We start from the raw sequence: 26,492 nt of genomic DNA, 5'->3' as shown, positions 1-26,492 counted from the left end.
AGAAACAACCACAATAAGAACCCCAGACAGTCAAAAAGAGTTTTTTATTAATCAATAAGAGTAATCATGTCCTCTTTACTTTTTCTTACTTTAACTAGGTTCACTAACCAGTCATTTTCAGCGTCTCTGTAACCTATTGGTAGAATAACACAACTTCTAAGACCTTTTTCTCTAAGGTTTAAAATTTTGTCTAATTCATCAGGATCAAAACCTTCCATTGGTGTGCTATCAACTGCTTCAAAAGCTGCAGCTGCTATTGCTTGAGAAAAAGCAATATATGCTTGTCTTGCTGCATGTTCAAAATTAACTTGCGGATCTCTTTGTGGATAGGTACTCAATAACATTTGACGGTAATTTTCCCATCCTTCATTTGTTCCACCACGTTGTTCATTTGTAAGATCAAACATGGTATTGATGCGTTCTGCAGTGTAAGTATCCCAAGCAGCAAATACTAATAGATGTGAACAGTCAGTAATCACTGATTGATTCCATCCAATAGCTCTAATTTTTTCTTTAATCTCTTGATTGGTTACTACCATAATTTCAAAAGGTTGCAATCCGCTAGATGTAGGAGCTAAAATTGCGGCTTCAAGAATGTTATCTACTTTCTCTTGTGCCACTTTTTGTCCGTTCATTGCTTTTGCAGCATAACGCCATCTTAATTTGTCTAATAATTCCATTGTTCTTTTTATTTATGTTTTGATTTGTTATTCTAATCTCTATTCTAATTCTAAAATCGCTGCTCTGTTTGTTGTTTTATAAATCAAGCATTTAATCGGATACTGTCCCAAGCGGCTTGTAGCGCTTCATTTATAATTTCTCTATCCAAAGGGCAAACCCCTCTACTTTCCATATTCATTAAAAAAGACATGGGATAAACCGTGTAGGCATACAGCAAATACGGAGAAATATCCTTTATGATTCCGTTCTTTTTTCCTTGTTCCCACAAATCAAAAAGCGGTACCATCTCTTTCAAGCCTTCTTGCCTTGTTACTTCATCAATCATGGGCGTGTTATCGCATTGTGATAAAAAGGAAGCGTCTTCTTTATAGTTCAGTTTATAATCAGCCATGGCTAACCATATCTTTTCGAAGCTTTCCTTAACTGGATTTTCTGGTTTGTATTCTTTAAAAGCTGCTTTAGCAAAAGTAGTTTTTACATCTAAATACAATTGGTTCACTAAATCTTGCTTGCTTTCAAAATAGAGATAAATTGTTGCAGGCGAAACATTAGCTATTTTAGCCACTTTTGCCATTGATGCACTTTGGATTCCGCCATTATTGACCAAGCCTAAAGTTGCCTTCAAGAGTGCAGTACGTTTGTCTTTGCTTTTTTGTAGCAATGCCATAATTAATGCTTATTTATAATAAATTGATTTCAGTTTCCAACTTATTCCAATGAAAATAAATTGTATTGGTAAACGAATTAATGCTGCTTGATGACTTCCTATTGCAGGAGTATCTGAAAAAACATCCCAAACATGTATGGGTAAAAAAACAAGCATTAAAATAAATAACCCTAGCGCTCCCAGACCTTCTGATTGTTTGAATAATAACATTAAACCAATGGCGATTTCGAATATTCCAGAAATATAAATTATTGCAACTTTAAAAGTCAAAAAATCAGGTACAAACGGACTATAAAATGCGGTATTTGTAAAATGTTGCACTCCGCCGTAAATCATAAAAATTGCCATCACTATTTTGATTACTTTCCAAAACACCACTGCTTTACTATTCATTTTCTTGTTATTTTTAGAATACAAATATATTTAAAAAAGAATGAACGTTCATAAATTTATAATTAATTAGCATTTATTTAATATTGAAGATCATTTTAATAATAAGGATAGTAAAACATACTAGGATTAAGTATCTCTTTGGCTTAGCCAAAAAAATAACCACAAAATCATTTACTTAATTAAAATACTTAAGCACTACATTACAGGCTGATACAACAATAATCCTTTTTAACAATCTGCTTAAGTATTTATTGAAAGATTAAACTTTTAACGTGATGTTTTTAGATCAAACCATGTCTAACAGGAAATTAACATCAAAAACCCAAATACTATTTATGTTAATTTTTTGTTAAAGGAAATTTAAACAAGCGTTTAAATTAAACAGTTGTTTAATTTTGCAGTGCAAATAAAATATGATGGCTAGTACAACTGATTTTACCGACAAACAAATTCATATTCTCCAAGTAGCCGAAACGCTATTTGCTGAGAAAGGGTTTGATGGTACTTCTATTAGAACGATAGCTAAGGCAGCTAAGATCAATATTGCCATGGTATCGTATTATTTTGGATCAAAAGAACGGCTCTTAGAATCACTAGTGATCTTTAGAACGACTAATTTAAAATTGTTAATTGATAATTTATTAGCGCAGGAAGGGAAACCTATTGAAAAGGTAAATAAGTTGATCGAAATTTACATTCATCAAATAAACGCCAACAAAGGAATTTATAGAATATTACATTTTGAAGTTGCTACTAAAAAGCGTGATTTAAACATCAAAGCCTTTAATGATTTAAAGAAAAGTAACCTTAAATCTTTAGAGATAATTATCAAGCAAGGACAAGCAGAAGGCGCTTTTAATAAAGAGGTTTCTATTCAATTAGTAACTCCAACAATTTTAGGTACTTTTTTTCATTTTCATATGAATAAAGAATATTTTGTTGAAATATTAAACCTAACAACCGAAGAATTATACAACAATTACATATTAACCAATCTGACAAAACACATTCAACAAACAATCAAAGCACTTCTTATATATGAAAGTTAGTCAATTCATGCTTTTTGGAATATTCTTCATTGGAATTTCCTCAGTACAAGCACAAGAGAAAACAAGTTTAACATTAGATGAAGCCATTCACTTAGCTTGGGAGAAAAGCAACCAAGTTTCGCTGGCCAATACTAAAGTAGAAACTAAAAAACAGGAGTTACAATCCGTTAAAAATAGTAGCTATCCAGATTTAAAAATTTCTGGGCAATACCAATATTTAACTAATGCATCTGTAGATTTTAAATTAAATAACAGTGCAAGCAGTACAACTGCTGGTAGTCCGTCTATTAATCAATTATTAGTAGGTCAAGTAAATGCTAGTTTGCCTGTATTTGCTGGTTTCAAAATTCAAAATAGCATTAAAGCTTACCATCATTTATATGAAGCTGAAAGTGCTAACGCATTGCAAACTAAGGAAGATATTGCGATGCAAGTAGTGAATTATTATGCTGCACTTTATAAAGCAGAAAAAACCGTTGAATTATTAAAAGAAAATCAAAAAAGCGCTGAACAACGTGTTACTGATTTTTTAGCTTTAGAAAAAAACGGAATTATTCCGCGTAACGATTTACTTAAATCGCAATTACAAGCTTCTAAAGTGCAACTGTCATTAGATAATGCAAAAAGTAATTTGAACGTGATTAATTTTGAATTAGTGAACCTTTTAAAAATGGATCCTAGTACCCAATTAACAATCAAAGAAAGTGACTTTGCTGACTTTCAAATGAACAACATCCCTACTACTGATGCTAGCGCATTTGAGAATCGTAAGGATTTAGAAGCGGTTCGTTTACAACAACAAGCAAGTTTAGATTATGTTAAAGTTGCTAAAAGCGGGTACTATCCTTCTATTGCAATCATAGGTGGCTACACTGCTTTAGACCTTAAAAATGTCATTACAGTTCAAAATGCGATGAACATAGGTGTAGGAGTATCTTATGACTTAAGTGGGATCCTTAAAAACAGTACAACAGTAAAAATTGCAGAGAGCAAAGCATTAGAAGTTAAAAATAATGAAGCTTTGTTAACGGACCAGATCAAAATCCAAGTTCAAAAATCAATTGAAGATTATGACTTAGCTTTAAAGCAAGACATTGTGTACAACCAAGCTGTTGAACAAGCATCAGAAAACTACCGAATTATTAAAGACAAATATGATAATGGATTATCTGACACTAATGATTTATTAGAAGCAGATGTTGATCAATTAGAGTCAAAAATTAATAAGACATTGTCTAAGGCAAATGTTATTCAAAAATATTACGAACTGCTTACTGTAAGCGGACAATTAAACCAAACCTTCAATCTTTCAAAAATATAATCAGTACCAAAATGGAAAAGAAAAAAACAAATAAAAAGTTTATCATAATTATTACTTCACTAGTTTTATTAGGTGTTGCTTATGGTTCTTACAAATACATTCACTCCCTTTCTCACGAAACTACTGATGATGCTCAGGTTGAAAAAAACATGAACCCAATTATTCCAAGAGTATCAGGGTATGTGTCTAAAGTATATATCAAAGACAATGATTTTGTAAAAAAAGGAGATACTTTGTTTACAATTGACAAGAAGGATTACCAATTAAAAATTGACGAAGCAACAGCGGCATTAGCTGCAGCCGAAGGAAATTTTCAAGTTTCAAAAGCTGATGCAGGAAGTATTTTAGCCTCTGTATCTGTATCTGACGCAAATGTTAGATCAGCAGCTGGAAATATCGAAACTGCAAAAATTAGATTGGGTCGTGCCACTAGTGATTTTGCTCGTTATGAAAACTTATATAAAACGCATACCATTACTAAACAACAGTATGAGCAAGCTTTAGCAGCTAAACAAGAAGCAGAAAGTCAAGTACGTATTTTACAACAACAAGAAAAAGCAAGTTCTTTTCAAACGTCTGTAATTAAAGCTAAAGGAAACGTTTCTAACAAACAAACAGATGTTGCTGCTGCAAATATTAAAAGAGCACAAGCAATGCTTGAAACTGCTCAATTGAATTTGACATATACAGTAATTACAGCTGCAATTGATGGTCAGGTTTCAAAAATTGATATCCAACCGGGACAACTTGTTCAACCAGGGCAATCTCTTTTTTATATCATCAATAATACTGAAGCTTGGGTTGTTGCCAATTTTAAAGAAACACAATTGAACAAAATGGTTACAGGTCAAAAAGTAACTATAAAAGTAGATGCTTACCCTGATTATGACTTTAAAGGAACACTTACTTCATTCTCACCTGCAACAGGATCACGTTTCTCTATTTTGCCTCCTGATAATGCTACAGGTAACTTTGTAAAAACAATTCAACGTTTACCCGTAAAAATTAGCATTGATGCTGATAATGATATCGAAAAAATAAAACTATTGCGTCCAGGTATGAATGTGGATGTTGATGTACATATAAAATAAAATGGTACAAGGACAAGGACAAGACGATTTAGTAGAATATGGCTTTAGAAGGGTTATTATTACAATTACTGCTGTACTATGTGCATTGCTAGAAATTGTTGATACCACTATTGTTAATGTTGCGCTAACAAATATGAGAGGAAGTCTTGGGGCTACACTTACAGATGTTGCTTGGGTAATTACTGCCTACGCTATAGCAAATGTTATTGTAATTCCTATGACGAGCTGGTTGTCACAACAGTTTGGTCGACGTAATTATTTTGCGGTTTCTATTATTATATTTACCGTTGCCTCTTTTTTATGTGGTAATGCAACAAATATTTGGGAGCTAGTAGCATTTAGGTTCATACAAGGTCTAGGTGGAGGAGCATTACTTGTAACCGCACAAACCATAATCACAGAAAGTTATCCCATGGCAAAACGTGGAATGGCACAGGCTATTTACGGTATGGGTGTTATTGTTGGGCCTACATTAGGACCACCATTAGGAGGTTATTTAGTAGATCATTTTTCATGGCCGTATATTTTTTATATCAACATTCCTTTAGGAATTATAGCTACACTTTTAACATTAAGCTTTGTAAAAAGTCCTAAATATGGTGAAAAACTAAAATCAAATCAAGTAGATTGGTACGGTATTATATTGTTAGCTTCATTCATTGGTTCTTTACAATTTGTTCTAGAACACGGGCAACAAGACGACTGGTTCAATAATAATTTGATTGTCGCACTAAGTGTGGTATCGGTTTTTGGATTAATATTATTCATCTGGAGACAGCTAACCTATAAGCACCCTATTGTAAATTTGAGCGTACTTAAAGATGGTAATTTAAGAATAGGAACTTTAATGAGTTTCATCTTAGGATTTGGTCTCTACGGTTCTACCTTAATTATACCTATTTATACACAATCCATTTTAGGATGGACCGCAACAGATGCTGGTTTATTATTAATCCCAGGATCTATAACAACTGCATTCATGATGCCTATCATAGGTAAATTGATTCAGCGTGGTGTACCACAAGGGTATATGGTTGGTGGTGGTTTTTTTGTGTTTTTTCTCTTTACTTTGATGATGCACAATGCCATGACACCTGATACTGGTGTTGAACATTTATATTGGTCATTAATATTAAGAGGAATTGGACTGGGACTATTATTTGTACCTATTTCAACCTTAGCATTATCAACACTTTCTGGTCAAAATATTGGTGAAGGTGCTGCTTTCACTGGAATGATGCGTCAATTAGGAGGTTCATTTGGTATTGCAATTATCACCACATTTATCACCCGTTTTAATCAAAAACATCGTGTAGATCTAGTTGCTCACCTTGACGGTACAAGATACCAAATTCAAGAACGTTTGAACTTGTTGCAAAAAGGATTCATGTCTAAAGGATACACTGCTAATGAAGCTTTGAAAAAAGCCTACCAAGCAATTGATTATACTGTAATGAAACAAAGTGCCGTTTTATCATATATGGACATTTTTTATTATTTAGGAATTATGTTCTTATTTTGTATTCCTATTATCTTTTTAATCAAAAAAGGAAAAAATAAAATCGACCCTGCTGATGCCATGCATTAATTAAATAGCTTAAATTCATAAAAAAAACTTCGCTAAAAACATTCTTTAATAGAGTGTTCTTAGCGAAGTTTTTATTTATAATAGTTTTTTATTTTTTTATCGAATATCCTACATTATCGTGTGAATACAATATGATTATCCTTAGAAAGATTAGCATCAAATTGATAACCATCGTAGTTAAATCCTTTTAAGTCATCAATAGTTTTAGCATTTGTATCAATAATATATCGCACCATCATTCCGCGTGCTTTTTTTGCATAGAAACTAATTATTTTAAGTTTTCCATCCTTATAATCTTTAAAATCAGGTGTAATTACAGGAACTTTTAATGCTTTTACATCTACTGCCGAAAAATATTCATTACTAGCAAGATTTACAAACAGCTCGTCATCTTCCAACTCTTTGTTTAAGCTATTAGTAATTGTTTTTTTCCAAAACTCATATAAATTTGCTGCTTCATCAATAGGCAATTTGGTTCCCATTTCTAAACGGTAAGCTTGGATTAAATCCAAAGGTTTTAAAACACCGTACAAACCCGATAAAATTCGTAATTGATCTTGTAGTAAATCAATTTTATTGGAAGGAATAGAATATGCATCTAAACCAGTATAAACATCTCCATCAAAAGTATAAATTGCAGGACGTGCATTTTCAATAGTAAAAGGCGTTTTCCAGTCTTGATTACGTTGCCAGTTTAAGTCAGCTAACTTATCAGATATATGCATTAGTTCAGACAATTGTTTTGGAGATTCTTTCTTTAAAACCTTCTGGATTTGTCTGGATTCTTTCAAAAACAAAGACTCCGTATATTTAGTGGTAGGCAATTCTTTATCAAAATTTAAAGACTTAGCCGGTGATATTACAATTTTCATAGTCAGAATATTTCTGGTTGTTTTAATATAAGTCAAAAATACAAATTGAAAACTAAAAAACAGGAAGCCTTAAATTGAATTGTTTAATAAGGCAATAGAAATTTTAAATATAGGCGACTTAATTGTAGCATTTCAGTCTGGTTCTAAAGTTTTTATTAATAAGACAAAGTAATTTTTACTACAAAAAAAGAGCTTTGGCTACAGCCAAAAAAAACTATTCTTCATTTCTTTAACCAACATTGAAAATTCTAAAAAGTCATTACTAATCTTAATCAAGCCTTAAGAATAATGACACTATTTGAATTACCTAATCAGCTACTTTTATCCCTATTTTAAAATGAATAATTAAAGCATAATTAGCTGTCTTTTAAACTTATTAATTTCAAATAAAAATAAAATGATTCGTATAAAAAATGTTGTAGTACTATTGCTAAATCTTATTTTTATAAATACGATCCAGGCACAAATGCAAGTAGAAAATGACACTGTAAACGTTGCTATTTCTAAAAAAAATAATTTCAGCTACAAGCAACTTATTGTTCCTGTCGCACTTATGTCTTATGGACTTATTGGGATAGAAAGTGACTATATTAAAGGGGTTAATAGCGAAATCAGTGAAGAAGTGGTTGAGAATATAGATCGCAAAATATCTATTGATGACTTTTCACAATACGCTCCTGCAGCAGCTGTTTATGGCTTGAATGCAATGGGAATTAAAGGAAAACACAATTTAAAAGACCGAAGTATTATCCTAGGTTCTTCATTTTTACTAATGTCGGCTACGGTATTAATTTTAAAATCTTCCACAAAAATTGAACGTCCTGACGGAAGCAGTAAAAACTCTTTTCCATCTGGTCACACGGCAACCGCCTTTGCAGGAGCGGAGTTTTTATGGCAAGAGTACAAAGATGTTTCTATCTGGTACGGAATTTCAGGGTACATTGTAGCTTCAGGTACGGGTATTTTCAGAATTTACAACGATCGTCACTGGCTGACAGATGTAGCCATGGGTGCTGGAATAGGAATTCTAAGTACTAAAATCGCTTATTGGACCTTCCCCCTATTAAACAAAAAAAATAAAAATCCCGAAATAAATGCTGCTACTATTAACAACAACACAACCATGGTTGTTCCTTTTTACAATGGCAAACAAGGCGGATTAAGTATGGTAATAAATTTAAAATAAATATAATTTACACTATTCTAAACTACCTCTTGTGGGTTTAAAGTAGATTGTTTTTCCTATTTCAAAACTGCCGCTTATTAACAAACAATTAGGTTTCTAACAACCCAATAAAAGCAGCCTTTATGTATCTTTGTACTACTACATAAATTCTTTTTTCATTCTCTAAAAAAGGAACTCTTAAAGTAACACAGACTGGCCGTAAATAGTAGTTAGCATAGTCTTTAGAACATACAAATATGAAAAATAATTTCAATACAATCCCATTATCCATATTAGATTTAGCTGTAGTTCTTGCAGGTAAAACACCAGCACAATCTTTTAAAAATAGTGTGAGTTTAGCACAAAAAGCAGAGTCGTTAGATTACCACCGTTTCTGGTTAGCTGAACACCACAACATGCCGCACATTGCCAGTTCAGCAACGAGTATTTTAATCGCTCATGTAGCCGAAAATACTAAAAAAATCAGAGTAGGTTCTGGTGGAATCATGCTGCCTAACCACTCCCCGTTAATGATCGCAGAACAATTTGGCACCTTAGCCACATTATTTCCTGGAAGAATTGATTTAGGAGTAGGAAGAGCACCTGGAACAGACCAATTGACTTCTAGAGCATTGCAGCGAAATGATCAAGCTGCTTATGAATTCCCAAAAACGGTTCAAGAACTTCAAGAATACCTTTCGGCAGAAAATAGCCATGCGGCTGTACGAGCAATTCCAGGAGAGGGATTAGATATTCCTATTTGGATTTTAGGTTCTAGTACTGATAGTGCTAAACTTGCTGCAGCAATGGGACTTCCATATGCTTTTGCTAGTCATTTTGCTCCGCAACAATTAAAACAAGCATTGTCTATCTATAGAAATAATTTTAAGCCTTCAGTACATTTAAAAGAACCCTACGTTATTGCTTGCGTTAACGTAACTGCGGCTGAAACAAATGAAGAAGCTAGAATTCTAGCCACCTCAATGGAAAAAATTTTCTTGGGAATTCTAACAAACAACCGCCAACCATTACAGCCCGCAGATCCTAATTTTAAAGTTATTGACGAAGCAAAACAAGTGATGCAACAGTTTTTAGAATATTCTTTTGTGGGAAGCCCTACTGAAATAAAAGAGGCTTTATCAAACTTTGTAAACGATACCCAAGTAGATGAATTGATGATTGTATCCCACATTTATGATCATGATGCCCGCTTAAAATCGTATGCAATTGTAAAAGAATTACAAGAAAAATAATAAAACATACAAATAAAAACCTAATACATTAAGCACTAATTATTTAGTCGGTTTTTAATATAGCACAACAGAAAAATTAGAGTTAAACTTGATGAAAATTCAATAAAACAAAATTTCTGTTGTGCTATTGTTATATAAAAAAGCCAAAAATTGGTTAATATTTATGAATAACTACGGGTGGTTTACTAACAATTTGCCTATTTTTGTAAATCGGGTAATTATCCCACATAACCTAATACTAATTGACATCATCTGTCAAAAATAAATACATAAAGACCGTGCACATGAAAAGAAAAATGAAGAAGACCATTAAGAAAATTTATAATGGAGACTTATTTAAAGAATTTTTTGATAATGAAAAAGCAACTGGATTAATCTTAATCGCATGTACTTTAGTATCGTTAATCATGGCAAATTCTATATTTGGGAACCAGTATTTACACACTTGGCACAGCAAATTTGCAGGAGAAAGCCTTGAGTATTGGATTAATGATGGTTTAATGACTATTTTCTTTTTATTGATAGGTCTCGAATTAAAAAGGGAGATTAATAACGGAGAATTATCAAATATTAAAGATGCTTTATTACCAATATTTGCAGCAATAGGCGGAATGTTTATTCCTGCAGGATTGTATTTACTATTTAATTACGGTACTGTTACCCATTCAGGAGCCGGAATTCCTATGGCTACAGATATTGCTTTTGCATTAGGAATTTTATCCCTTTTAGGAAATCGTGTGCCTCTTTCTTTAAAAATATTCTTAACCGCTCTAGCTGTAATTGATGATTTAGGAGCGATCTTAGTAATTGCTATTTTTTATACAAAAACAATCGTATGGTTGAATTTATTCATTGCATTAGCTGTATTTGCTGGTTTACTTGTAATGAACCGTATGAAAGTACGTAGCTTAACTCTTTACCTACTTGGTGGAGTTGTTATGTGGTGGTTTATGCTACATTCAGGTATTCACGCTACAATTACAGGAGTATTACTTGCCTTTACAATTCCGTTTTGCAATGGTGAAAAAGACTCTATTTTTTCACAATTAGAAAGAGCTTTACACAAGCCAGTAGGTTTCTTTATCTTGCCTCTTTTTGCTTTAGCAAATACCGCAATAATTGTTAGTTCTGATATTGGAGAAACATTAGCGCAGCATTACAGCATCGGAATCGCTTTAGGATTAATAGTAGGAAAACCACTAGGTATTTTCTTCTTTAGCTTTTTAGCAGTTAAATTAGATGTTTGTAAACTGCCAGCTGATTTAAACTGGAAAACCATTGCTAGTGTTGGATTCTTAGGTGGAATAGGGTTTACAATGTCAATTTTTATTACCCTACTTGCTTTTGATGATCAAACTATCATAAATAATGCTAAATTTGTGATCTTATTATCTTCATTAGTAGCTGGTCTTTTAGGATTCATGCTACTAAAAAGTACCTTAAAACAGGAAAAAATTGAAAGCACTAATTGATAAATTACTTGATTACATCAACTTAAACGCGGGAGAAGATGATAAATACAGGGTATTAGAAAATGTAACATCTAATATTTCCTTTAGAGGTTCAAACCTTTGGATTTTAGCGTGTGCTATTGTTATTGCTTCTATTGGGTTAAATGTTAACTCAACAGCCGTAATTATTGGTGCGATGCTTATTTCTCCATTAATGGGACCAATTATTGGTGCTGGTTTTGGACTGGGTATTTTTGATTTTGATTTGCTAAAAAAGTCTTTAAAAAACCTTTTAGTAGCAACCGTAGTAGGTCTAGTTGTATCAGCAGTTTACTTTTATATTAGTCCGTTTAAGGAAACGCAACCTGAATTACTATCTAGAACAGCACCTAATATCTATGATATTCTAATTGCTTTCTCAGGTGGTTTAGTAGGGGCAATTGCAATTACTAGAGTCGAAAAAGGGAATCCAATTCCTGGTGTTGCTATTGCGACTGCATTAATGCCTCCGTTGTGTACAGCAGGATACGGTATTGCAATAGGAAGTATGAAGTTCTTTTTTGGGGCAATATACCTCTACTCTATCAATTGTGTATTCATTTGTATTTCAACCTTTTTCATTGTTACTTTCTTAAAATACCCTAAGAAAAAACAATTAGAGGAAAAAAATGAGAAGAAAGTAAAATACATTATTACTACGTTAATCACTATTTTGATATTGCCAAGCATCTATTTTGCTTACCAATTATTCGAACAAAAAAATTACCAACATCAAATAGATGTTTTTATCGAAAATGAATTCTCTAACAAAGGAATTGCCATTTTATATAAGAAAACAAAATTTACCGAAAGTCCTAAAAAATTAGAGCTTGGTTTTTTAAGTAAAAAATTTACCGACAAACAAATTAAAGGCTTTAACGAGAAGTTAAAAGAGTATAATATTCCAAATACTAAACTGACTGTACTTCAAGATACAACCGACTTAAAAACGGATATATTAAACGAAATAAAATACAACAAGTCTGTATTGAGTGAAAAAGATGTTGCCATTTTAAGTCTTAAGAAAGAAATTCAAGCCAATAAATACGATAACAAAGCATTGCTTGGAGAAATTAGAATTTTATTTCCAGAGGTAGAAAACATTGCGGTTTCTAATCATACTTTTAATGAAAGTACTGACAGTACAAGTACCATTCCGGTATTGATTTATAAAAGTAAGCTACCTTTAAATGACCAAAACACCATAAAACTTACTAACTGGTTGCAGCAACGCCTTTCTAAAAAAGAAATAGAGCTTTACAGACAACCATTAAAAGTAGTCAAAAAGCTAGAAACTGTAACTAAAAAGCCAGTCGTTAAAAAGAAATAACATTTTACTAAACATAAAAAAGTCCGCTCTAGAGCGGACTTTTTGTATTCTAAAACTGTGTTATCAATAATAATATCAGCTTATTTAGGATCTAATACCAATTCAATACGTGCTATGCAATCATCATAATGGTAACGCGTTTCAGTATTCAAAGCTCCATTTTTAGCGGTTGCTAATTGTGTTTTCAAGGCTTTTAATTCTCCCCTAACTAAAGCTCTCACATCAGATTGTGACACATTATAATAATCATCTCCCCTACCTGTTGATTTGATTTCTTCTTGCATTAAATACGCCATTCTTTCTATGTAAGCTCTTTGTAAATTTCTGCGATAAATAGTCACATTTGCAGCAGCACTAACCTCTTTCCAAATTCCTTGACGCATATCGCGTAATAAATCTAAGGCTTTGTAATTATTAGGCCCTTGAACTTCAGCATCCATTAAGCGACCAATACGGTCAAAACTCAACAATGAATTTAAGTGACGCGCTTGCACAGCTCTAAAACGATCTGTATAACCAGCATACTCGGTATTTTGTAATGTTTGCATATTGATCAACCACGTAGGTGATGCAAAAGCATTTTCTTGCAACCAAGCCATTGCTTCTTGTTGCTGGGTTTTTGAAACTACTGAATAAACAGCTCCTTTTTGGTTTGGTTTTTTAGTATCTTCATGTACCCCACCTATATTAGTCACAACATGACCTATATAACGCCCCCACACTCCTAGAAGCTCACTATACAATTCACTTAAATCTTCATAATTATTAGTAGTGTCACTTGTCCATTCAGCGAGGTGAGCTGCTACATATTGCAGGTTTTTCAATCCATATGTGCTCGCTTTCATAGCATTATTTCCTATATCTTCCGTTTGTGAACTAGGATCAAAACTGCTGCTTTGCTTTCCATATTTATAAATTGGATCACCCGCTTTTTCTAAAATCCATTGATCAAGAGTAGCGACTTCAGCTTCTGGGGATGTAACGTTAGGAATCATTCGGTACCCCCAATTAACAGCATAATGGTCGTAAGGTCCCATCTGGCGAATAAATCGCACACCTTTGTCACCTGGCTGGGCAATATAATTAAAACGAGCATAATCCATTAAACTAGCTGCTATTCCGTTTTTTTGCGTGAATTCGCCATCTCTATAACTCTCCACATCATAAGCGCAACTTGCACCCATATTGTGCGGAAAACCAAGCGCGTGTCCTACTTCATGAGCTATCACAAAACGCATCATTTCGCCCATTTCTTCTTCACTGGTATTTAACGTTCTTGCACTTGGGTTTGCTGCTCCAGTTTCTAATAAGTAACGATTTCTATACGAACGCAAGTGGTTGTGGTACCAGATAATGTCACTTTCTATAATTTCACCTGTTCTTGGGTCAGAGATACTTGGTCCAACTGCATTTCGAGTAGTACTCGCTACATATCTTACTACAGAATAGCGCATATCTTCAGGACTAAAATCAGGATCTTCCTCTTTAGTAGGAGGATCTTTAGCTATAATAGCATTTTTAAAACCTGCTGTTTCAAATGGCTTTTGCCATTCTTCAATTCCTGCTTTGATGTATTTTCGTAGTTTTTCAGGCGTTGCAGGATCAATGTAATAAACAATTGGCTTGATTGGCTCTACCAGCTCCCCTTTTGCGTAAGCGATAGGATCTTTAGGCTCTAACCTCCATCGGCGAATGTACGTTTTGTTATCTGATTTTAGTTCTTCACTATTATAATCGTACTGACTCATTGTAAACCAGCCTACCCTAGGATCAGCTAATCGTGGTTGCATTAATTTTTCGGGCAATAAAATCATCGATTGATTCATTTGCACACTTATCGTTTCAGAGTCTTGTAAAACAGGAGGTTTGGCCGCATTGTAAGTAAAATCTTGAATCACTTCAATATTCATAGGAAAACTACGCATGGTATTGATAAAACTACGTGATTCATCTAAACCTTTGACCTTGTAAGATTCCCGCATATTTGATGAAATTCCGCTGATTGATTTTACATCAGTACTGTAAAACTTAGTCACATCAATTACTGTATTCAAGGAATCTTTGCTAAAAGCCACAATATCAAAAGCAAATAATGTAGGTTCGTAATTGTTGTTCTTTACCGAAATGCTAATAGGCAAACTATCATTTGCAACAGCGGCATAGGACTTTATTTTTATTAAAATCTTATCTTGAAAACGCTGCCAAACAATCAATTGCTCATTCGTTTCTGAACCCGCATTTACATAACCTCCACCTAAATTAGATGGTAGTTTAGACAGCCTACTTACCAGCAACATGTCTTTATCAAGTAGTGCATTTGGGATCTCAAAAAAGTATTTTTTATCAACTTTATGCACCGTAAACAAACCCGGATCAGAGATTGCATCCTTAGTAATCACCTTGCTGTATTCCTTAATTGTGGTCTCAGGTTTTTTTTCTGCAGGAGCAACTACTTCTGTTTTTTTGTTCTTTTTCTCGCGTTTATGCCACTCTTTTTGGGCAACTGTTATGTTTGGCACAAATAAAAATCCAGCCAAAGTCGTCAAAATGAATATTTTTCTCATTTATTGGTTATTAATGATTAATCAATCTCAAAAATAAATTTAAGCTAGGCTATTCTGCATTTTTTGCAGTTATTTAACGTATAATTAACGATTACATTTAATTTCACTACCTCTTTATCTAGTATTTGGGCGTGCCCTTACAGGTCGGGTTTTTCGCTACAATCTCCCGAAAAAACGGGAGGATTTTCACTACACCCCCTCACGCAAATCGCGTTTAAAAAGAAATAAAATTGCAACTACAGCTCCTAAAAATTCAAAACATTTTCCGAACTTTGATTTTTAAAAACGAACAAGCAAAATGGATTTATTCAGTACCCAACCGGATCAAGACATCAATTTATTACCACATGACGGCACCGTAAATTATTACGGCACATTAATGACAGTAGCAAAGGCAAATGAATATTTGAAAGCCTTACTCGAAACTATTGATTGGAAAAATGATGAAGCAATTATCTTTGGTAAACTAATTATTACCAAACGAAAAGTAGCTTGGTATGGTGATATTCCGTTTAAATACACTTATTCAAACACCACAAAACAAGCCTTGCCGTGGACAAAGGAATTAATAGAATTAAAAAAAATAGCCGAAGATAAAACGGGTGAAACTTATAATTCATGCCTACTCAATTTATATCATGATGGTAATGAAGGTATGGCTTGGCACAGTGACGCCGAGAAAGATCTAAAAAAAAATGGTGCAATTGCTTCGTTAAGTTTTGGTGCTGAAAGAAAATTTGCTTTTAAACACAAAACAACAAAAGAAACAATAACTAGAGTCTTACAAAACGGAAGTTTACTCGTCATGAAAGATCAAACACAAAGCCACTGGTTACATCGCCTGCCTCCTACTAAACTGATTACTAAGCCTCGCGTTAATCTTACTTTTAGAGCTATTGTTGTTGGTTCATAATAGTTTATTTTTAAAAACGTTACATTAGGTATTGTTAAAGTAATTTTTTAATTGGTTATTTGTCTTATCAAATTACAGCCAAAAGTCATTTATAAACCAGCAACAAAAAATAAAATGAAACTAAATTTTATTAAAACCATATTACTAGTATTTATAACGATATTCTTCTTTTCTTGTTCAAAACAAGATGACACAAATTCACCCGAAGCTTACTCTCCTGAGACAACTTTAGAACCAGGTACAAATGCAAATACCGAAGTAAGCCTAACAGCAATTACAATAACGGGAGCTGTAAAATCAGGTTATAAAATTGTAATGTTTGATACACAACCTATAAATGGAGCAAGTTTACCACCTACAATAATGGAGGTTACAACTGACGCAAACGGATTTTCATTTTTTGATTTGACTGCATTAATCACAAATAAAATTGCTCAAACTTACTATTTTGAAGTTTTTGAACAAGTTGGTACAGATTATGTTTGGAAAAGTCAATCCCACTATACTGTTGATTTATCTAAAGGTACCATAGCAAAAAGCGCTATTATTGTAGATTAAATAACTTCAGTAGCAAGTGCTATTAAATATAAAAAAACTTATGCTCGATTTTATCGAGCATAAGTTTTTTTATAAACATACTTAACCTCAGTTTAGTATTTTAAAATTATAATTTATTAGTGCAGTACGGAGCTTTTTTAAAATTTTCTTATACTTTTAAAACAAGAAAAAAGAGTTACTATTAAAATCGCGTTTACACTATTGCAGTCAAAAACAATTGTAAAGCAGTACACCTTGATAGTGGCTCCTTTAGAACAGAAGCTCATACACTTTACTTAAAAGAAGGCTTTACCATAAGTGCCTCTAATTTTAGTAAAATTATTAGTGAATCTTAAAATCACGAAATTTAAATATAATCTACTATTGCTAAAAATTGACAAATCAGAATTTTTATTTAAAAATGATCATATTGTACTCATTTCAATTATAATTTAGATTGTTTTATGAATCGAAATTTCCACTAATAATTGTAATAATTCCTTATTTATTGTTAGTATTAATTCCTATTTTTGTACAAATTACATCATTATGCTGAAAATTGGAGTATTAGGTGCTGGTCACTTAGGAAAAATACATTTACGACTATTACAACAATCTGAAAAATATGAATTAGTTGGTTTTTACGACCCTAATCAAGAAAATGCCGATAAAATATCTAAAGAATTTGGTTACAAACACTTTAGTACAATAGCCTCACTTATTCATGCTGTTGATGTTATCGACATTGTTACTCCTACATTATCGCATTATAAATGTGCTAAAGTAGCCATCAAATCAGGGAAACATGTTTTTATTGAAAAACCCATTTCGAATACTATTGAGGAAGCTGATGAAATTATTGCGCTAGCTAATGAGTATAACGTTAAAGGACAAGTAGGACACGTAGAGCGTTTTAACCCTGCCTTCATTGCTACAAAAGGCATGATTGAAAACCCAATGTTTATTGAAACACATCGTTTGGCTGAATTTAATCCCCGTGGTACTGATGTACCAGTTGTATTGGATTTAATGATTCACGATATTGATGTGATTTTGAGTGTAGTAAAGTCAAAAGTAAAAAATATTAGCGCCAGCGGAGTTTCGGTAATAAGTGATACGCCCGATATTGCAAATGCTCGTATCGAATTTGAAAATGGTTGTGTTGCTAATTTAACAGCAAGCAGAATTTCAATGAAAAACATGCGAAAAACACGTTTCTTTCAAAAAGATGCCTACATCTCTGTTGACTTCTTAGAGAAAAAATGTGAAGTTGTAAAAATGAAAGATGCACCTGAAGTACCTGGTGATTTTGATATGATTTTACAAAATGCAGAAGGAGTCAAAAAACAAATCTATTTTTCTAATCCTGATGTAGAGCAAAACAATGCAATACTAGATGAATTAGAAACTTTTGCAGATGCAATTACAAACAACACAACGCCAGTGGTGACTTTAGAACAAGCAACAGCCGCTTTAAAAGTAGCCTACCAAATTATTGATTGTTTCGATAAATAAAAATACAATTCGGATTTAAAAGTTAAACGAGAAAACTTTAAAATTAAACATACTTTAAATGAAAATAATAGCAGTAATAGGTGCAGGAACAATGGGTAACGGAATTGCTCATACGTTTGCACAAAGCGGTTTTACCGTAAAACTAATCGATGTTTCAGAGAAATCATTAGATAAAGGAATGGCAACTATTGCCGCAAACCTTGACAGAATGGTTACAAAAGGAACTATTTCTCAAGAAGATAAAGCAAAAACAATAACTAATATTATCACTTACACTGATATTAAAGATGGTGTTGTAGGTGCTGATTTAGTTGTTGAAGCGGCTACTGAAAATGTAGCATTAAAACTGGAGATTTTTAAGCAATTAAATGAAGTTTGTGCTCACAATACTATTTTAGCAACAAATACATCTTCTATTTCAATAACTCAAATTGGTGCAGTAGTTACACATCCTGAACGCGTTATAGGAATGCATTTTATGAATCCGGTGCCCATCATGAAATTAGTCGAAATCATTCGTGGATACAATACAAGCGATGAAGTAACTAAAAACATCATGTCTTTATCCGAAAAATTAGGGAAAACTCCTGTTGAAGTCAACGATTATCCTGGTTTTGTGGCTAATAGAATATTGATGCCAATGATCAATGAAGCGATTGAAACACTATACAATAAAGTAGCTGGAGTTTATGAAATAGACACGGTTATGAAATTAGGAATGGGACACCCAATGGGACCTTTACAACTTGCTGATTTCATTGGTCTAGACGTATGTTTAGCTATCTTGAATGTAATGTATGATGGTTTCAAAAATCCAAAATATGCCCCTTGCCCATTATTAGTAAATATGGTACGTGCAGGAAAATTAGGAGTGAAATCTGGTGAAGGTTTTTATGACTACGCCGAAAGCAAAAAAGCGGAAAAAGTTTCTAAACAATTTATATAGTTTAAAATGTCCAAAAGTAGTCTGACTTAATTTAAGTCTCCTACTACTTTTGGACTTTTATTCTTGACCCATTATGGCAAAAATAATTCCTTTTAAAGCCGTTCGTCCTACTCGTGATAAGGTATGCTTAGTAACTTGTCGTTCTTATGAAGAGTATGTCACTGCAGAGCTGGCAGCACAATTAGATTTTAATCCATTGTCTTTTTTACATGTTATAAAACCAGCGTATAACAACCAAGAAACGGTTACTTTTGAAAAAAGATACCGACAAGTCCATCAAAAATACCAAGATTTTAAAACCGAAAACATATTAGTAAAGGATAAAAAACCCGCAATATACATTCATAAAATTGTAACTAAAACACAATCTTTTACCGGAATAATTGTAGGCGCTAATATTGACGATTACCGCAATAATAAAATTAAAAAACACGAAGAAACCTTGGCTTTTAGAGTACGATTACTCAAGGAGTACATGAAATATTCAGCGTTTAATACGGAGCCCGTTTTAATGACTTATCCGGATAATAAACAAATTGAGGAATGGATTTATAATCAAACGCAAAAATTAGCTGATCTTGAATTTTCGACTACAAAAAAAGAGATTAATTATTTATGGAAAATAGATGATTCGTTAGAAATCAATTGGATTCAAACTATTTTTTCTAAGATTGACTCGCTTTACATTGCTGATGGACACCATCGTACTGAAGCAGCGCGATTATTATCCGAAGAAAATCCAAATGATGACAACAAAGCACATCTATTGAGTTATTTAATTTCTGAAAACAACATTAAAATTTACGAATTCAATCGTTTAGTTAAAGATTTAAATGGATTAAGCAAACTGGATTTTATTACCGCATTAAATACAAATTTTATTGTCGAAAATAAATACCAACAGCCGTATCAACCTGCTGCAAAACATGAATTTGGGATGTATCTTGATCATGAGTTTTATAGTTTAAAACTTAAAAACGAAATTAAAAATACTGCTGACGCTCTAGAAAGTCTGGACACACAAATAATTTACAATATGGTTTTGTTACCTCTTTTAGCAATAAAAGATTTGCGTAATGACGAGCGCATTGAGTATGTCTCTGGTAAACAATCTATTCTAGAATTAAAAAAGCAAATTGACGAAGGCGATTTTGAAGTAGCATTCATTCTATTCCCTTCTAATATTAATGAAATAAAGGCTCTGGCAGATAATAATTTGATTATGCCACCAAAAAGTACGTATATTGAACCTAAGTTTAGAAGCGGAATCGTAGTTTATGAACTTTAGAAAATAACAATAGCATAAAAAGCATCTCATGGCAATAGCAAGTAATTTACAAAATATAAAAGCAACACTTCCTGAAAACGTAACCCTTGTTGCTGTGTCTAAAACAAAACCTATTTCTGATTTAATGGAAGCTTATGATGCTGGGCAACGTATCTTTGGTGAGAATAAAATTCAGGAAATGGCTGACAAATGGGAGCAAATGCCCAAAGACATATTATGGCACATGATAGGACATGTACAAACAAATAAAGTGAAGTTTATGGCACCGTTTGTGCAATTAGTTCATGGTGTAGACAGCTTAAAACTATTACAAGAGATAAACAAACAAGCAGCAAAAAATGACCGCATAATTGCTTGTTTATTGCAAATACATATCGCTGAAGAAGAAACTAAATTTGGCCTTGATAAAACCGAACTACAAGCTATTCTAGCATCTGATGCTTTTCACGAAATGAAAAACATTAAGGTTATTGGATTAATGGGGATGGCAACATTCACAGATAACAAAGACCAAGTTAAAAAAGAGTTCTTGCATTTAAAAAGTCTCTATGATGAATTTAAAAATCAGTCTACTGAAAACTGCCAGTTAAGTACTGTTTCAATGGGAATGTCTGGTGATTACCAACAAGCTATTGAATGTGGGAGCACCATGGTTCGTGTAGGAAGCAGTATCTTTGGAGGAAGAAATTGATTTATGATTAAAGCGTTTCTGATTTATAATTTCAATTGGCTTATAAGCCCAAGCAATAGCCTAAAAGCGTCGTTTTTTGAAAATTAAAAAAAACTAAAAATGGAACACTTTAATCCTCAACTTTAAACAAAAAAATTTGTACGCAATATTAGACATAGAAACAACTGGAGGCGCATTTAACGAGGAAGGAATCACTGAAATTGCCATCTATAAATATGATGGTCATGAAATCGTGGATCAGTTCATTAGTTTAGTGAATCCTGAAATTCCTATTCAGCCCTTTGTAGTTAAACTAACCGGGATTAATAATTCGATGTTGGTATCTGCCCCAAAGTTTTATGAAATAGCCAAACGCATCATTGAAATCACTGATGATTGCGTTATTGTAGCCCACAACGCCGACTTTGATTATCGTATTTTAAGAACTGAATTTAGACGTTTAGGATATGATTTTACCATGAAAACACTTTGCACAGTAGAGTTATCAAAGAAATTATTACCTGAACAACCCTCACACAGTTTAGGCAAATTAGTACGTGCTTTAGGAATCCCTATGGCTGACAGGCACCGTGCAAGTGGCGATGCATTAGCGACAGTCAAATTGTTCCAAATGTTGTTAGAAAAAGATGTTGACAAGGAAATTGTAAAAGACTTTATCAAACTAAAAATTGAAAAAGGAATTGCGCCTAAATTACTAGACATCATTAATAGTCTTCCCACAAAAACGGGGGTTTACTATATTCACAATGAAAAAGGAGATCTTATTTATATTGGGAAAAGTAAAAACATCAAAAAAAGAATCAATCAGCACTTTACCGGAATAACCACTAGTGCTAAAAAAATTCAAGCCGAAGTTTTTACCGTGACTTACGAGGAAACTGGTAGTGAACTTGTTGCACTATTAAAAGAAAGTCAAGAAATTAAGATTCATAAACCCAGATACAACCGTGCACAACGAAAAAATATTTTTCAATGGGCTTTATATCCAGAGATGGATAAAAACGGTTATCTAAATCTAAAATTACTAAAGGCCGACGGTAGAAAAAAAGAAATCACCTCATTTACAACACTTAATGAAGGCAAGAATGTACTTTTTAAAATCACCGAAAAATATAAATTATGTCAAAAACTTACTGGTTTATACGAAAGTAAAGCCGCCTGTTTTCAATATAAAATTAAAGAGTGTGACGGCGCTTGTATTGGTGAAATCACTCCACAAGAATATAATGCTAGAGTAAAAGATTTTATTACTAATAGTGAGTTTGAAAGCCAAAACATGGTGATTATTGACCGCGGTAGAAAAGTGAGCGAACGCAGTGCTGTACTTATCGAAAACGGAATCTATAAAGGTTATGCTTTTTATGACTTAAACTATCAAATTAACAAAATCGATATTCTGAAAAATATTTTGATCCCAATGCAAAATAACCGCGATACTAAAAATATTATTCAAGGTTACCTAAGGAGAGATAAAAGCCATAAAATTATAAAGTTCTAAACTAATTTCATTGCTATAAATGAACCAAAGCAAATCACAATACGAGATCTTTAGGCAAAAAGTGCATATCATTATTTATGGTACAAGCACTAAAGCGGGACGTTTATTTGATTTAATACTGCTAGGACTCATCCTACTCAGTGTGGTTTTAGTAATGATGGAAACCGTAGCTTCTTTTGATCTAAAATACCATTCCGAACTCGTTTTTCTTGAATGGGCAATTACCATTTTCTTTACTTTGGAGTATTTTTTGCGCATTATTTCAATAAACAAACCCTGGAAATATATCTTTAGTTTCTACGGTATTATTGACTTACTCGCTATTTTACCCATGTATATGTCTATTTTCTTTGTAGGAACCAGTATTTTTAGTGTGGTTCGCTCCTTGCGATTGTTGCGATTATTTAAGATTTTGAACCATCCACAGTTTACAAATCAGTCGGTGCAATTAAAACAAGCCATTAATGCAAGTCGAGGCAAAATCGTGGTATTCATCTATTTTGTGCTTATTATAACCATTATAATCGGCTCAATTATGTACGTTGTAGAAGGTAAAGAAAGTGGTTTCACCAGTATTCCTGCTAGTATCTACTGGACCATTGTGACGCTCACCACGGTGGGTTACGGTGACATTTCGCCTGTTACCCCTTTAGGTCAATTTATTGCCTCGTTTGTAATGATTTTAGGGTACGGTATTATCGCGGTGCCTACCGGTATTGTAACAGCCGAAATCGCTAAAAACAGTCAGAAACCCTCAACTAACTCTCAAAATCCTTGCGTAGGTTGTGGAGCAGAAGATTATCCCATTAAAGCAAATTTTTGCCATAATTGCGGACATGAACTTTAAATTACAACCCAAACAAATACATCTAATTAGGAGCTATTTCCAGCTATCCATTACAACTCCTCCTTTGCAATTTGTATTTCTAAACCATAAAAGGAGCTTCTAAAGGCGCTCTTTTTCGGTAAGAAATACTAACTTGCAGGCGTCCGGGGTTTCCATTATTATCTGGGCTAAAAAAAGATATGAAACACTTAATAACCATCATTGGACCTACAGCTATTGGTAAAACTGCCCTGAGTATTCTTGTGGCAAATCATTTTAAATGTGAAATAGTTTCTTGCGATAGCCGACAGTTTTTTAAGGAAATGACCATTGGTACTGCAGTTCCCTCTACATCAGAATTAGCTGCTGCACCACATCATTTTATCCAGAATAAATCAATTTTCGAGAATTATACTGTAGGTGATTTCGAGAAAGAAGCCATCGCAAAAATTGATGCATTATTCATAACTAATGATTATGTAGTTCTGGTAGGCGGATCTGGACTGTATGTCAACGCCGTTTTAAAAGGCTTTGATGAATTTCCAGAAATTGATGGTACCATCAGAGAAACGGTAACTGCCCAATATGAAAAATTAGGAATTCATTATTTACAAGAGCAGTTAAAAACTCTTGATAATAATTATTACGAATTCTTGACTGTAGACAATCCACAAACCTTGCAAAACCCACAACGTATGATGCGTTTTGTAGAAGTTTGTTTGGGTTCAGGAAAACCATATTCCTCTTTTTTAAACCAAAAGAAAAACAGTCGCAACTTCACTCCTATTGTTATAGGTTTGGAAGCCGATAGGAAGGTAATGTACAACCGCATAAATGAGCGTGTAAATATTATGCTCAATGAAGGCTTGCTTAACGAAGCCAAAATATTATATCCAAATAAGGCTTTGAATGCTTTACAAACGGTAGGTTATCGGGAATTATTCAGTTATTTTGACAAAGAAATTACTTTAGAATTTGCGATTGAAGAAATCAAGAAAAACACTAGACGTTTTGCTAAACGCCAATTAACATGGTTCAAGCGTGATGAAGAAACCGAATGGTTTGATTTTGAAACACCTTACCAAACAATATTTGATTATATTAAAACGAAAATCTAAACACAACACCTTACTACAAAACAATATTATTTCATGCCAATAAGTCCAAATTTCACCTCTGTTTTAAGTAAAGACTGGGAGATCAATTTTTCGCAATGCATGCCTAATGGCTATTTAAAATACACTGATTTATGCAATATTTTACAATTAACTGCTGCTGCACATTCTGACATGGGTGGAATTAGTTTTTCGGATATGCAAGAATTTAATCAAGCTTGGGTTTTAAGTAGAATGCGTGTAGAAGTTGCGGCTTTACCTAAATGGAGAGATATTGTAACAGTAACTACATGGATCAATACTTTAGAAAACTCTCGTTCTATACGTGCGTTAGAAGTTCATGTTAACGGAAAAAAAATTATAGGATCAGAGACTTTTTGGGCTGTTTTCAATACTGAAAGACGTCGCCCAGAAGCGTTGAGTCTTCCTCATGAACACTTTGAGTTATACCCTGAAAAGAAAGCAACTGTAGCAGGTTTTTCTAAAATAAATATTAGTAGTGAGAAAGAAGAACTTTTTGAAAAAACAGTAAGCTTATCTGATTTAGATATTGTCAATCATGTCAATAATGTTAAATATCTAGAATGGTGTATTGATCTTATGGATGCAAAGCTAATCTTAGGTCAGAAGATAAAAAGTTTTGAGATGAATTTTTTAAAAGAATTATCTTTAAAAGACAAAGTTGTTATTCATGAAAATGTGGCCGATGATGCTATTATCTTTAGTATTTCTAAGGAAGACAAAAACAGTTTTGCATTACAACTTAATCTTAAATAGCAGGATTGCATTAACCCTGACTGCAATGAAAAGCATTTTGAAATAAAAAAAATGAATTTCCTGATTAAAAAAAGCGACCAGCGGAAGCTCTTTTTTAGTCATTGGAAATTCTTTTTTTATGAGAAATCTTGTAATGTAAGGCAGGAATAGTTACAAAAAAAAAGGCTCCAATTTCTCGAAGCCTTTATTCTATTTATACTGTTTTGATTATACCGTTTTATTTTTTACAACTAATCTAAATCCTTCACCGTGAATATTTAGTACCTCTACATTTTCATCTAACTTAAGATACTTTCTTAATTTAGCAATGTAAACATCCATACTCCTTGAAGTAAAGTAATTGTCGTCTCTCCAAATTTTAGTCAATGCTAATTCTCTTGGCATTAAGTCGTTTTCGTGAAGAATCAACATTTTTAATAATTCATTTTCTTTTGGAGACAATTTAATAGGCTCTTGATCCATAAAAGTCAAGAATCTCAATTTAGAATTCAGGTGGAATTTACCAATATTGAATTCAAACTGTACTTGCTCTGTTTTAACATCAGAAGATTTTCTTTGAATAATTGCTTTGATTTTCATCAACAATACTTCAGAGTCAAAAGGTTTGTTCAAGTAATCATCAGCACCTGCTTTGTATCCTTTTAACACATCTTCTTTCATCGACTTAGCCGTTAGGAAAATAATAGGCACTTCGCTATTTTTTTCTCTAATTTCTTTAGCCAATGTGTATCCGTCTTTGTAAGGCATCATTACATCAAGAATACATAAATCGTAAGTATCCTTTTTGAATTTTTCAAAACCTTCCATTCCGTTTTTAGCTAAAATAACTTCAAAGTCATTAAGCATTAAATAGTCTTTTAATACTGCCCCAAAGTTAAGGTCGTCTTCTACTAGAAGTATTTTTTTATTTATAGTTTCCATA

24 protein-coding genes are annotated in these 26,492 nt (G+C 33.0%); 18 read left to right on the top strand and 6 right to left on the bottom strand.

Going from position 1 to position 26,492, the window contains the following annotated elements; all coding sequences use genetic code 11:
* Nucleotides 1–47: 47 nt before the first annotated feature.
* From ACVEGE_RS13755 to ACVEGE_RS13745, 3 genes are all read right to left on the bottom strand, one after another.
* On the bottom strand, nucleotides 48–680 hold the full coding sequence (locus tag ACVEGE_RS13755) for a nitroreductase family protein (protein ID WP_173852995.1): 633 nt from the start codon (nucleotides 678–680) through the stop codon (nucleotides 48–50).
* An 83-nt stretch (nucleotides 681–763) separates the two neighbouring features.
* Complete coding sequence (locus ACVEGE_RS13750; protein ID WP_192500521.1) at nucleotides 764–1,348, bottom strand: TetR/AcrR family transcriptional regulator; 585 nt, start codon at nucleotides 1,346–1,348, stop codon at nucleotides 764–766.
* Nucleotides 1,349–1,357: 9 nt separating this feature from the next.
* Entirely contained in the window at nucleotides 1,358–1,741 is a 384-nt protein-coding gene (locus ACVEGE_RS13745) for a DoxX family protein (protein ID WP_192500522.1), read from the bottom strand.
* A 416-nt stretch (nucleotides 1,742–2,157) separates the two neighbouring features.
* On the opposite strand from ACVEGE_RS13745, the gene ACVEGE_RS13740 reads away from it, so the two are divergent.
* Genes ACVEGE_RS13740 through ACVEGE_RS13725 form a run of 4 tightly spaced genes read left to right on the top strand, consistent with a single transcriptional unit; the run spans nucleotide 2,158 to nucleotide 6,790 of the window.
* Nucleotides 2,158–2,790: a TetR/AcrR family transcriptional regulator gene (locus ACVEGE_RS13740; protein ID WP_173853317.1), complete on the top strand. Its 633-nt coding sequence runs from the start codon at nucleotides 2,158–2,160 to the stop codon at nucleotides 2,788–2,790.
* On the top strand, nucleotides 2,780–4,111 hold the full coding sequence (locus tag ACVEGE_RS13735; protein WP_192500523.1) for a TolC family protein: 1,332 nt from the start codon (nucleotides 2,780–2,782) through the stop codon (nucleotides 4,109–4,111). The genes ACVEGE_RS13740 and ACVEGE_RS13735 overlap by 11 nt, the downstream gene beginning before the upstream one ends.
* Before the next feature lie 11 nt (nucleotides 4,112–4,122).
* The gene (locus ACVEGE_RS13730) at nucleotides 4,123–5,202 is read left to right on the top strand and encodes an HlyD family secretion protein (protein ID WP_173852998.1); all 1,080 of its coding nucleotides are present in this window, start codon (nucleotides 4,123–4,125) and stop codon (nucleotides 5,200–5,202) included.
* A gap of 1 nt (nucleotide 5,203) precedes the next feature.
* Nucleotides 5,204–6,790: an MDR family MFS transporter gene (locus ACVEGE_RS13725; protein WP_173852999.1), complete on the top strand. Its 1,587-nt coding sequence runs from the start codon at nucleotides 5,204–5,206 to the stop codon at nucleotides 6,788–6,790.
* A 113-nt stretch (nucleotides 6,791–6,903) separates the two neighbouring features.
* Here ACVEGE_RS13725 and yaaA read toward each other — a convergent pair whose 3' ends face one another.
* Nucleotides 6,904–7,662, bottom strand: coding sequence for a peroxide stress protein YaaA (yaaA, locus tag ACVEGE_RS13720; RefSeq protein WP_192500524.1), 759 nt, complete (start codon nucleotides 7,660–7,662; stop codon nucleotides 6,904–6,906).
* A 397-nt stretch (nucleotides 7,663–8,059) separates the two neighbouring features.
* On the opposite strand from yaaA, the gene ACVEGE_RS13715 reads away from it, so the two are divergent.
* The 4 genes from ACVEGE_RS13715 (at nucleotide 8,060) to ACVEGE_RS13700 (ending at nucleotide 12,900) form a co-directional block, all read left to right on the top strand.
* Nucleotides 8,060–8,848: a phosphatase PAP2 family protein gene (locus ACVEGE_RS13715; RefSeq protein WP_192500525.1), complete on the top strand. Its 789-nt coding sequence runs from the start codon at nucleotides 8,060–8,062 to the stop codon at nucleotides 8,846–8,848.
* A 236-nt stretch (nucleotides 8,849–9,084) separates the two neighbouring features.
* Entirely contained in the window at nucleotides 9,085–10,080 is a 996-nt protein-coding gene (locus ACVEGE_RS13710) for an LLM class flavin-dependent oxidoreductase (RefSeq protein WP_192500526.1), read from the top strand.
* Between the two features lie 284 nt (nucleotides 10,081–10,364).
* Nucleotides 10,365–11,552: a Na+/H+ antiporter NhaA gene (gene nhaA, locus ACVEGE_RS13705; RefSeq protein WP_192500527.1), complete on the top strand. Its 1,188-nt coding sequence runs from the start codon at nucleotides 10,365–10,367 to the stop codon at nucleotides 11,550–11,552.
* Nucleotides 11,536–12,900 (top strand): TIGR00341 family protein, encoded by a 1,365-nt coding sequence (locus ACVEGE_RS13700; RefSeq protein ID WP_217424407.1) that lies wholly within the window; start codon nucleotides 11,536–11,538, stop codon nucleotides 12,898–12,900. The genes nhaA and ACVEGE_RS13700 overlap by 17 nt, the downstream gene beginning before the upstream one ends.
* Before the next feature lie 80 nt (nucleotides 12,901–12,980).
* Here the strand turns inward: ACVEGE_RS13700 and ACVEGE_RS13695 are convergent, their stop codons facing one another.
* Complete coding sequence (locus ACVEGE_RS13695) at nucleotides 12,981–15,464, bottom strand: zinc-dependent metalloprotease (protein WP_192500528.1); 2,484 nt, start codon at nucleotides 15,462–15,464, stop codon at nucleotides 12,981–12,983.
* 298 nt (nucleotides 15,465–15,762) lie between these two features.
* Here ACVEGE_RS13695 and ACVEGE_RS13690 point away from each other — a divergent pair, with 298 nt between their 5' ends.
* From ACVEGE_RS13690 to ACVEGE_RS13645, 10 genes are all read left to right on the top strand, one after another.
* Nucleotides 15,763–16,377, top strand: a complete 615-nt coding sequence (locus ACVEGE_RS13690) for an alpha-ketoglutarate-dependent dioxygenase AlkB family protein (RefSeq protein ID WP_192500529.1) — start codon at nucleotides 15,763–15,765, stop codon at nucleotides 16,375–16,377.
* Between the two features lie 114 nt (nucleotides 16,378–16,491).
* Nucleotides 16,492–16,935: a hypothetical protein gene (locus ACVEGE_RS13685; RefSeq protein WP_173853006.1), complete on the top strand. Its 444-nt coding sequence runs from the start codon at nucleotides 16,492–16,494 to the stop codon at nucleotides 16,933–16,935.
* 528 nt (nucleotides 16,936–17,463) lie between these two features.
* The gene (locus tag ACVEGE_RS13680) at nucleotides 17,464–18,429 is read left to right on the top strand and encodes a Gfo/Idh/MocA family protein (protein ID WP_173853007.1); all 966 of its coding nucleotides are present in this window, start codon (nucleotides 17,464–17,466) and stop codon (nucleotides 18,427–18,429) included.
* A 58-nt stretch (nucleotides 18,430–18,487) separates the two neighbouring features.
* Nucleotides 18,488–19,375 (top strand): 3-hydroxyacyl-CoA dehydrogenase family protein, encoded by an 888-nt coding sequence (locus ACVEGE_RS13675; protein WP_192500530.1) that lies wholly within the window; start codon nucleotides 18,488–18,490, stop codon nucleotides 19,373–19,375.
* Between the two features lie 73 nt (nucleotides 19,376–19,448).
* Nucleotides 19,449–20,663 carry a DUF1015 domain-containing protein gene (locus ACVEGE_RS13670; protein WP_192500531.1) on the top strand — a complete coding sequence of 405 codons (1,215 nt, stop codon included), beginning with the start codon at nucleotides 19,449–19,451 and terminating at the stop codon, nucleotides 20,661–20,663.
* A 28-nt stretch (nucleotides 20,664–20,691) separates the two neighbouring features.
* Nucleotides 20,692–21,354 (top strand): YggS family pyridoxal phosphate-dependent enzyme, encoded by a 663-nt coding sequence (locus ACVEGE_RS13665; protein ID WP_192500532.1) that lies wholly within the window; start codon nucleotides 20,692–20,694, stop codon nucleotides 21,352–21,354.
* Nucleotides 21,355–21,490: 136 nt separating this feature from the next.
* Entirely contained in the window at nucleotides 21,491–22,852 is a 1,362-nt protein-coding gene (locus ACVEGE_RS13660; protein ID WP_173853011.1) for an exonuclease domain-containing protein, read from the top strand.
* Nucleotides 22,853–22,871: 19 nt separating this feature from the next.
* Nucleotides 22,872–23,699: an ion transporter gene (locus ACVEGE_RS13655; protein ID WP_173853012.1), complete on the top strand. Its 828-nt coding sequence runs from the start codon at nucleotides 22,872–22,874 to the stop codon at nucleotides 23,697–23,699.
* Between the two features lie 179 nt (nucleotides 23,700–23,878).
* The gene (gene miaA, locus ACVEGE_RS13650) at nucleotides 23,879–24,796 is read left to right on the top strand and encodes a tRNA (adenosine(37)-N6)-dimethylallyltransferase MiaA (protein WP_192500533.1); all 918 of its coding nucleotides are present in this window, start codon (nucleotides 23,879–23,881) and stop codon (nucleotides 24,794–24,796) included.
* A 33-nt stretch (nucleotides 24,797–24,829) separates the two neighbouring features.
* Nucleotides 24,830–25,570, top strand: a complete 741-nt coding sequence (locus ACVEGE_RS13645) for an acyl-[acyl-carrier-protein] thioesterase (protein ID WP_173853014.1) — start codon at nucleotides 24,830–24,832, stop codon at nucleotides 25,568–25,570.
* Between the two features lie 207 nt (nucleotides 25,571–25,777).
* Here ACVEGE_RS13645 and ACVEGE_RS13640 read toward each other — a convergent pair whose 3' ends face one another.
* Nucleotides 25,778–26,491: a response regulator transcription factor gene (locus ACVEGE_RS13640; RefSeq protein ID WP_173853015.1), complete on the bottom strand. Its 714-nt coding sequence runs from the start codon at nucleotides 26,489–26,491 to the stop codon at nucleotides 25,778–25,780.
* Between the last annotated feature and the right edge of the window lies 1 nt (nucleotide 26,492).

The organism is Flavobacterium sp. PL002, from assembly GCF_054165825.1.
The sequence above is the reverse complement of the archived record's forward strand: the minus strand, read 5'-3'. Positions and strand labels throughout refer to the sequence as shown.

What these genes read in the sequence shown, in the direction of transcription:
- ACVEGE_RS13690 (WP_192500529.1), top strand. Translation starts at nt 15,763, where the DNA reads ATGGATTTATTCAGTACCCAACCGGATCAAGACATCAATTTATTACCA.
- nhaA (WP_192500527.1), top strand. Translation starts at nt 10,365, where the DNA reads ATGAAAAGAAAAATGAAGAAGACCATTAAGAAAATTTATAATGGAGAC.
- ACVEGE_RS13670 (WP_192500531.1), top strand. Translation starts at nt 19,449, where the DNA reads ATGGCAAAAATAATTCCTTTTAAAGCCGTTCGTCCTACTCGTGATAAG.
- ACVEGE_RS13750 (WP_192500521.1), bottom strand. Translation starts at nt 1,348, where the DNA reads ATGGCATTGCTACAAAAAAGCAAAGACAAACGTACTGCACTCTTGAAG.
- ACVEGE_RS13735 (WP_192500523.1), top strand. Translation starts at nt 2,780, where the DNA reads ATGAAAGTTAGTCAATTCATGCTTTTTGGAATATTCTTCATTGGAATT.
- ACVEGE_RS13740 (WP_173853317.1), top strand. Translation starts at nt 2,158, where the DNA reads ATGGCTAGTACAACTGATTTTACCGACAAACAAATTCATATTCTCCAA.
- ACVEGE_RS13715 (WP_192500525.1), top strand. Translation starts at nt 8,060, where the DNA reads ATGATTCGTATAAAAAATGTTGTAGTACTATTGCTAAATCTTATTTTT.
- ACVEGE_RS13645 (WP_173853014.1), top strand. Translation starts at nt 24,830, where the DNA reads ATGCCAATAAGTCCAAATTTCACCTCTGTTTTAAGTAAAGACTGGGAG.
- ACVEGE_RS13655 (WP_173853012.1), top strand. Translation starts at nt 22,872, where the DNA reads ATGAACCAAAGCAAATCACAATACGAGATCTTTAGGCAAAAAGTGCAT.
- ACVEGE_RS13685 (WP_173853006.1), top strand. Translation starts at nt 16,492, where the DNA reads ATGAAACTAAATTTTATTAAAACCATATTACTAGTATTTATAACGATA.
- ACVEGE_RS13665 (WP_192500532.1), top strand. Translation starts at nt 20,692, where the DNA reads ATGGCAATAGCAAGTAATTTACAAAATATAAAAGCAACACTTCCTGAA.
- ACVEGE_RS13755 (WP_173852995.1), bottom strand. Translation starts at nt 680, where the DNA reads ATGGAATTATTAGACAAATTAAGATGGCGTTATGCTGCAAAAGCAATG.
- ACVEGE_RS13675 (WP_192500530.1), top strand. Translation starts at nt 18,488, where the DNA reads ATGAAAATAATAGCAGTAATAGGTGCAGGAACAATGGGTAACGGAATT.
- ACVEGE_RS13730 (WP_173852998.1), top strand. Translation starts at nt 4,123, where the DNA reads ATGGAAAAGAAAAAAACAAATAAAAAGTTTATCATAATTATTACTTCA.
- yaaA (WP_192500524.1), bottom strand. Translation starts at nt 7,662, where the DNA reads ATGAAAATTGTAATATCACCGGCTAAGTCTTTAAATTTTGATAAAGAA.
- miaA (WP_192500533.1), top strand. Translation starts at nt 23,879, where the DNA reads ATGAAACACTTAATAACCATCATTGGACCTACAGCTATTGGTAAAACT.
- ACVEGE_RS13640 (WP_173853015.1), bottom strand. Translation starts at nt 26,491, where the DNA reads ATGGAAACTATAAATAAAAAAATACTTCTAGTAGAAGACGACCTTAAC.
- ACVEGE_RS13710 (WP_192500526.1), top strand. Translation starts at nt 9,085, where the DNA reads ATGAAAAATAATTTCAATACAATCCCATTATCCATATTAGATTTAGCT.
- ACVEGE_RS13745 (WP_192500522.1), bottom strand. Translation starts at nt 1,741, where the DNA reads ATGAATAGTAAAGCAGTGGTGTTTTGGAAAGTAATCAAAATAGTGATG.
- ACVEGE_RS13725 (WP_173852999.1), top strand. Translation starts at nt 5,204, where the DNA reads ATGGTACAAGGACAAGGACAAGACGATTTAGTAGAATATGGCTTTAGA.
- ACVEGE_RS13695 (WP_192500528.1), bottom strand. Translation starts at nt 15,464, where the DNA reads ATGAGAAAAATATTCATTTTGACGACTTTGGCTGGATTTTTATTTGTG.
- ACVEGE_RS13680 (WP_173853007.1), top strand. Translation starts at nt 17,464, where the DNA reads ATGCTGAAAATTGGAGTATTAGGTGCTGGTCACTTAGGAAAAATACAT.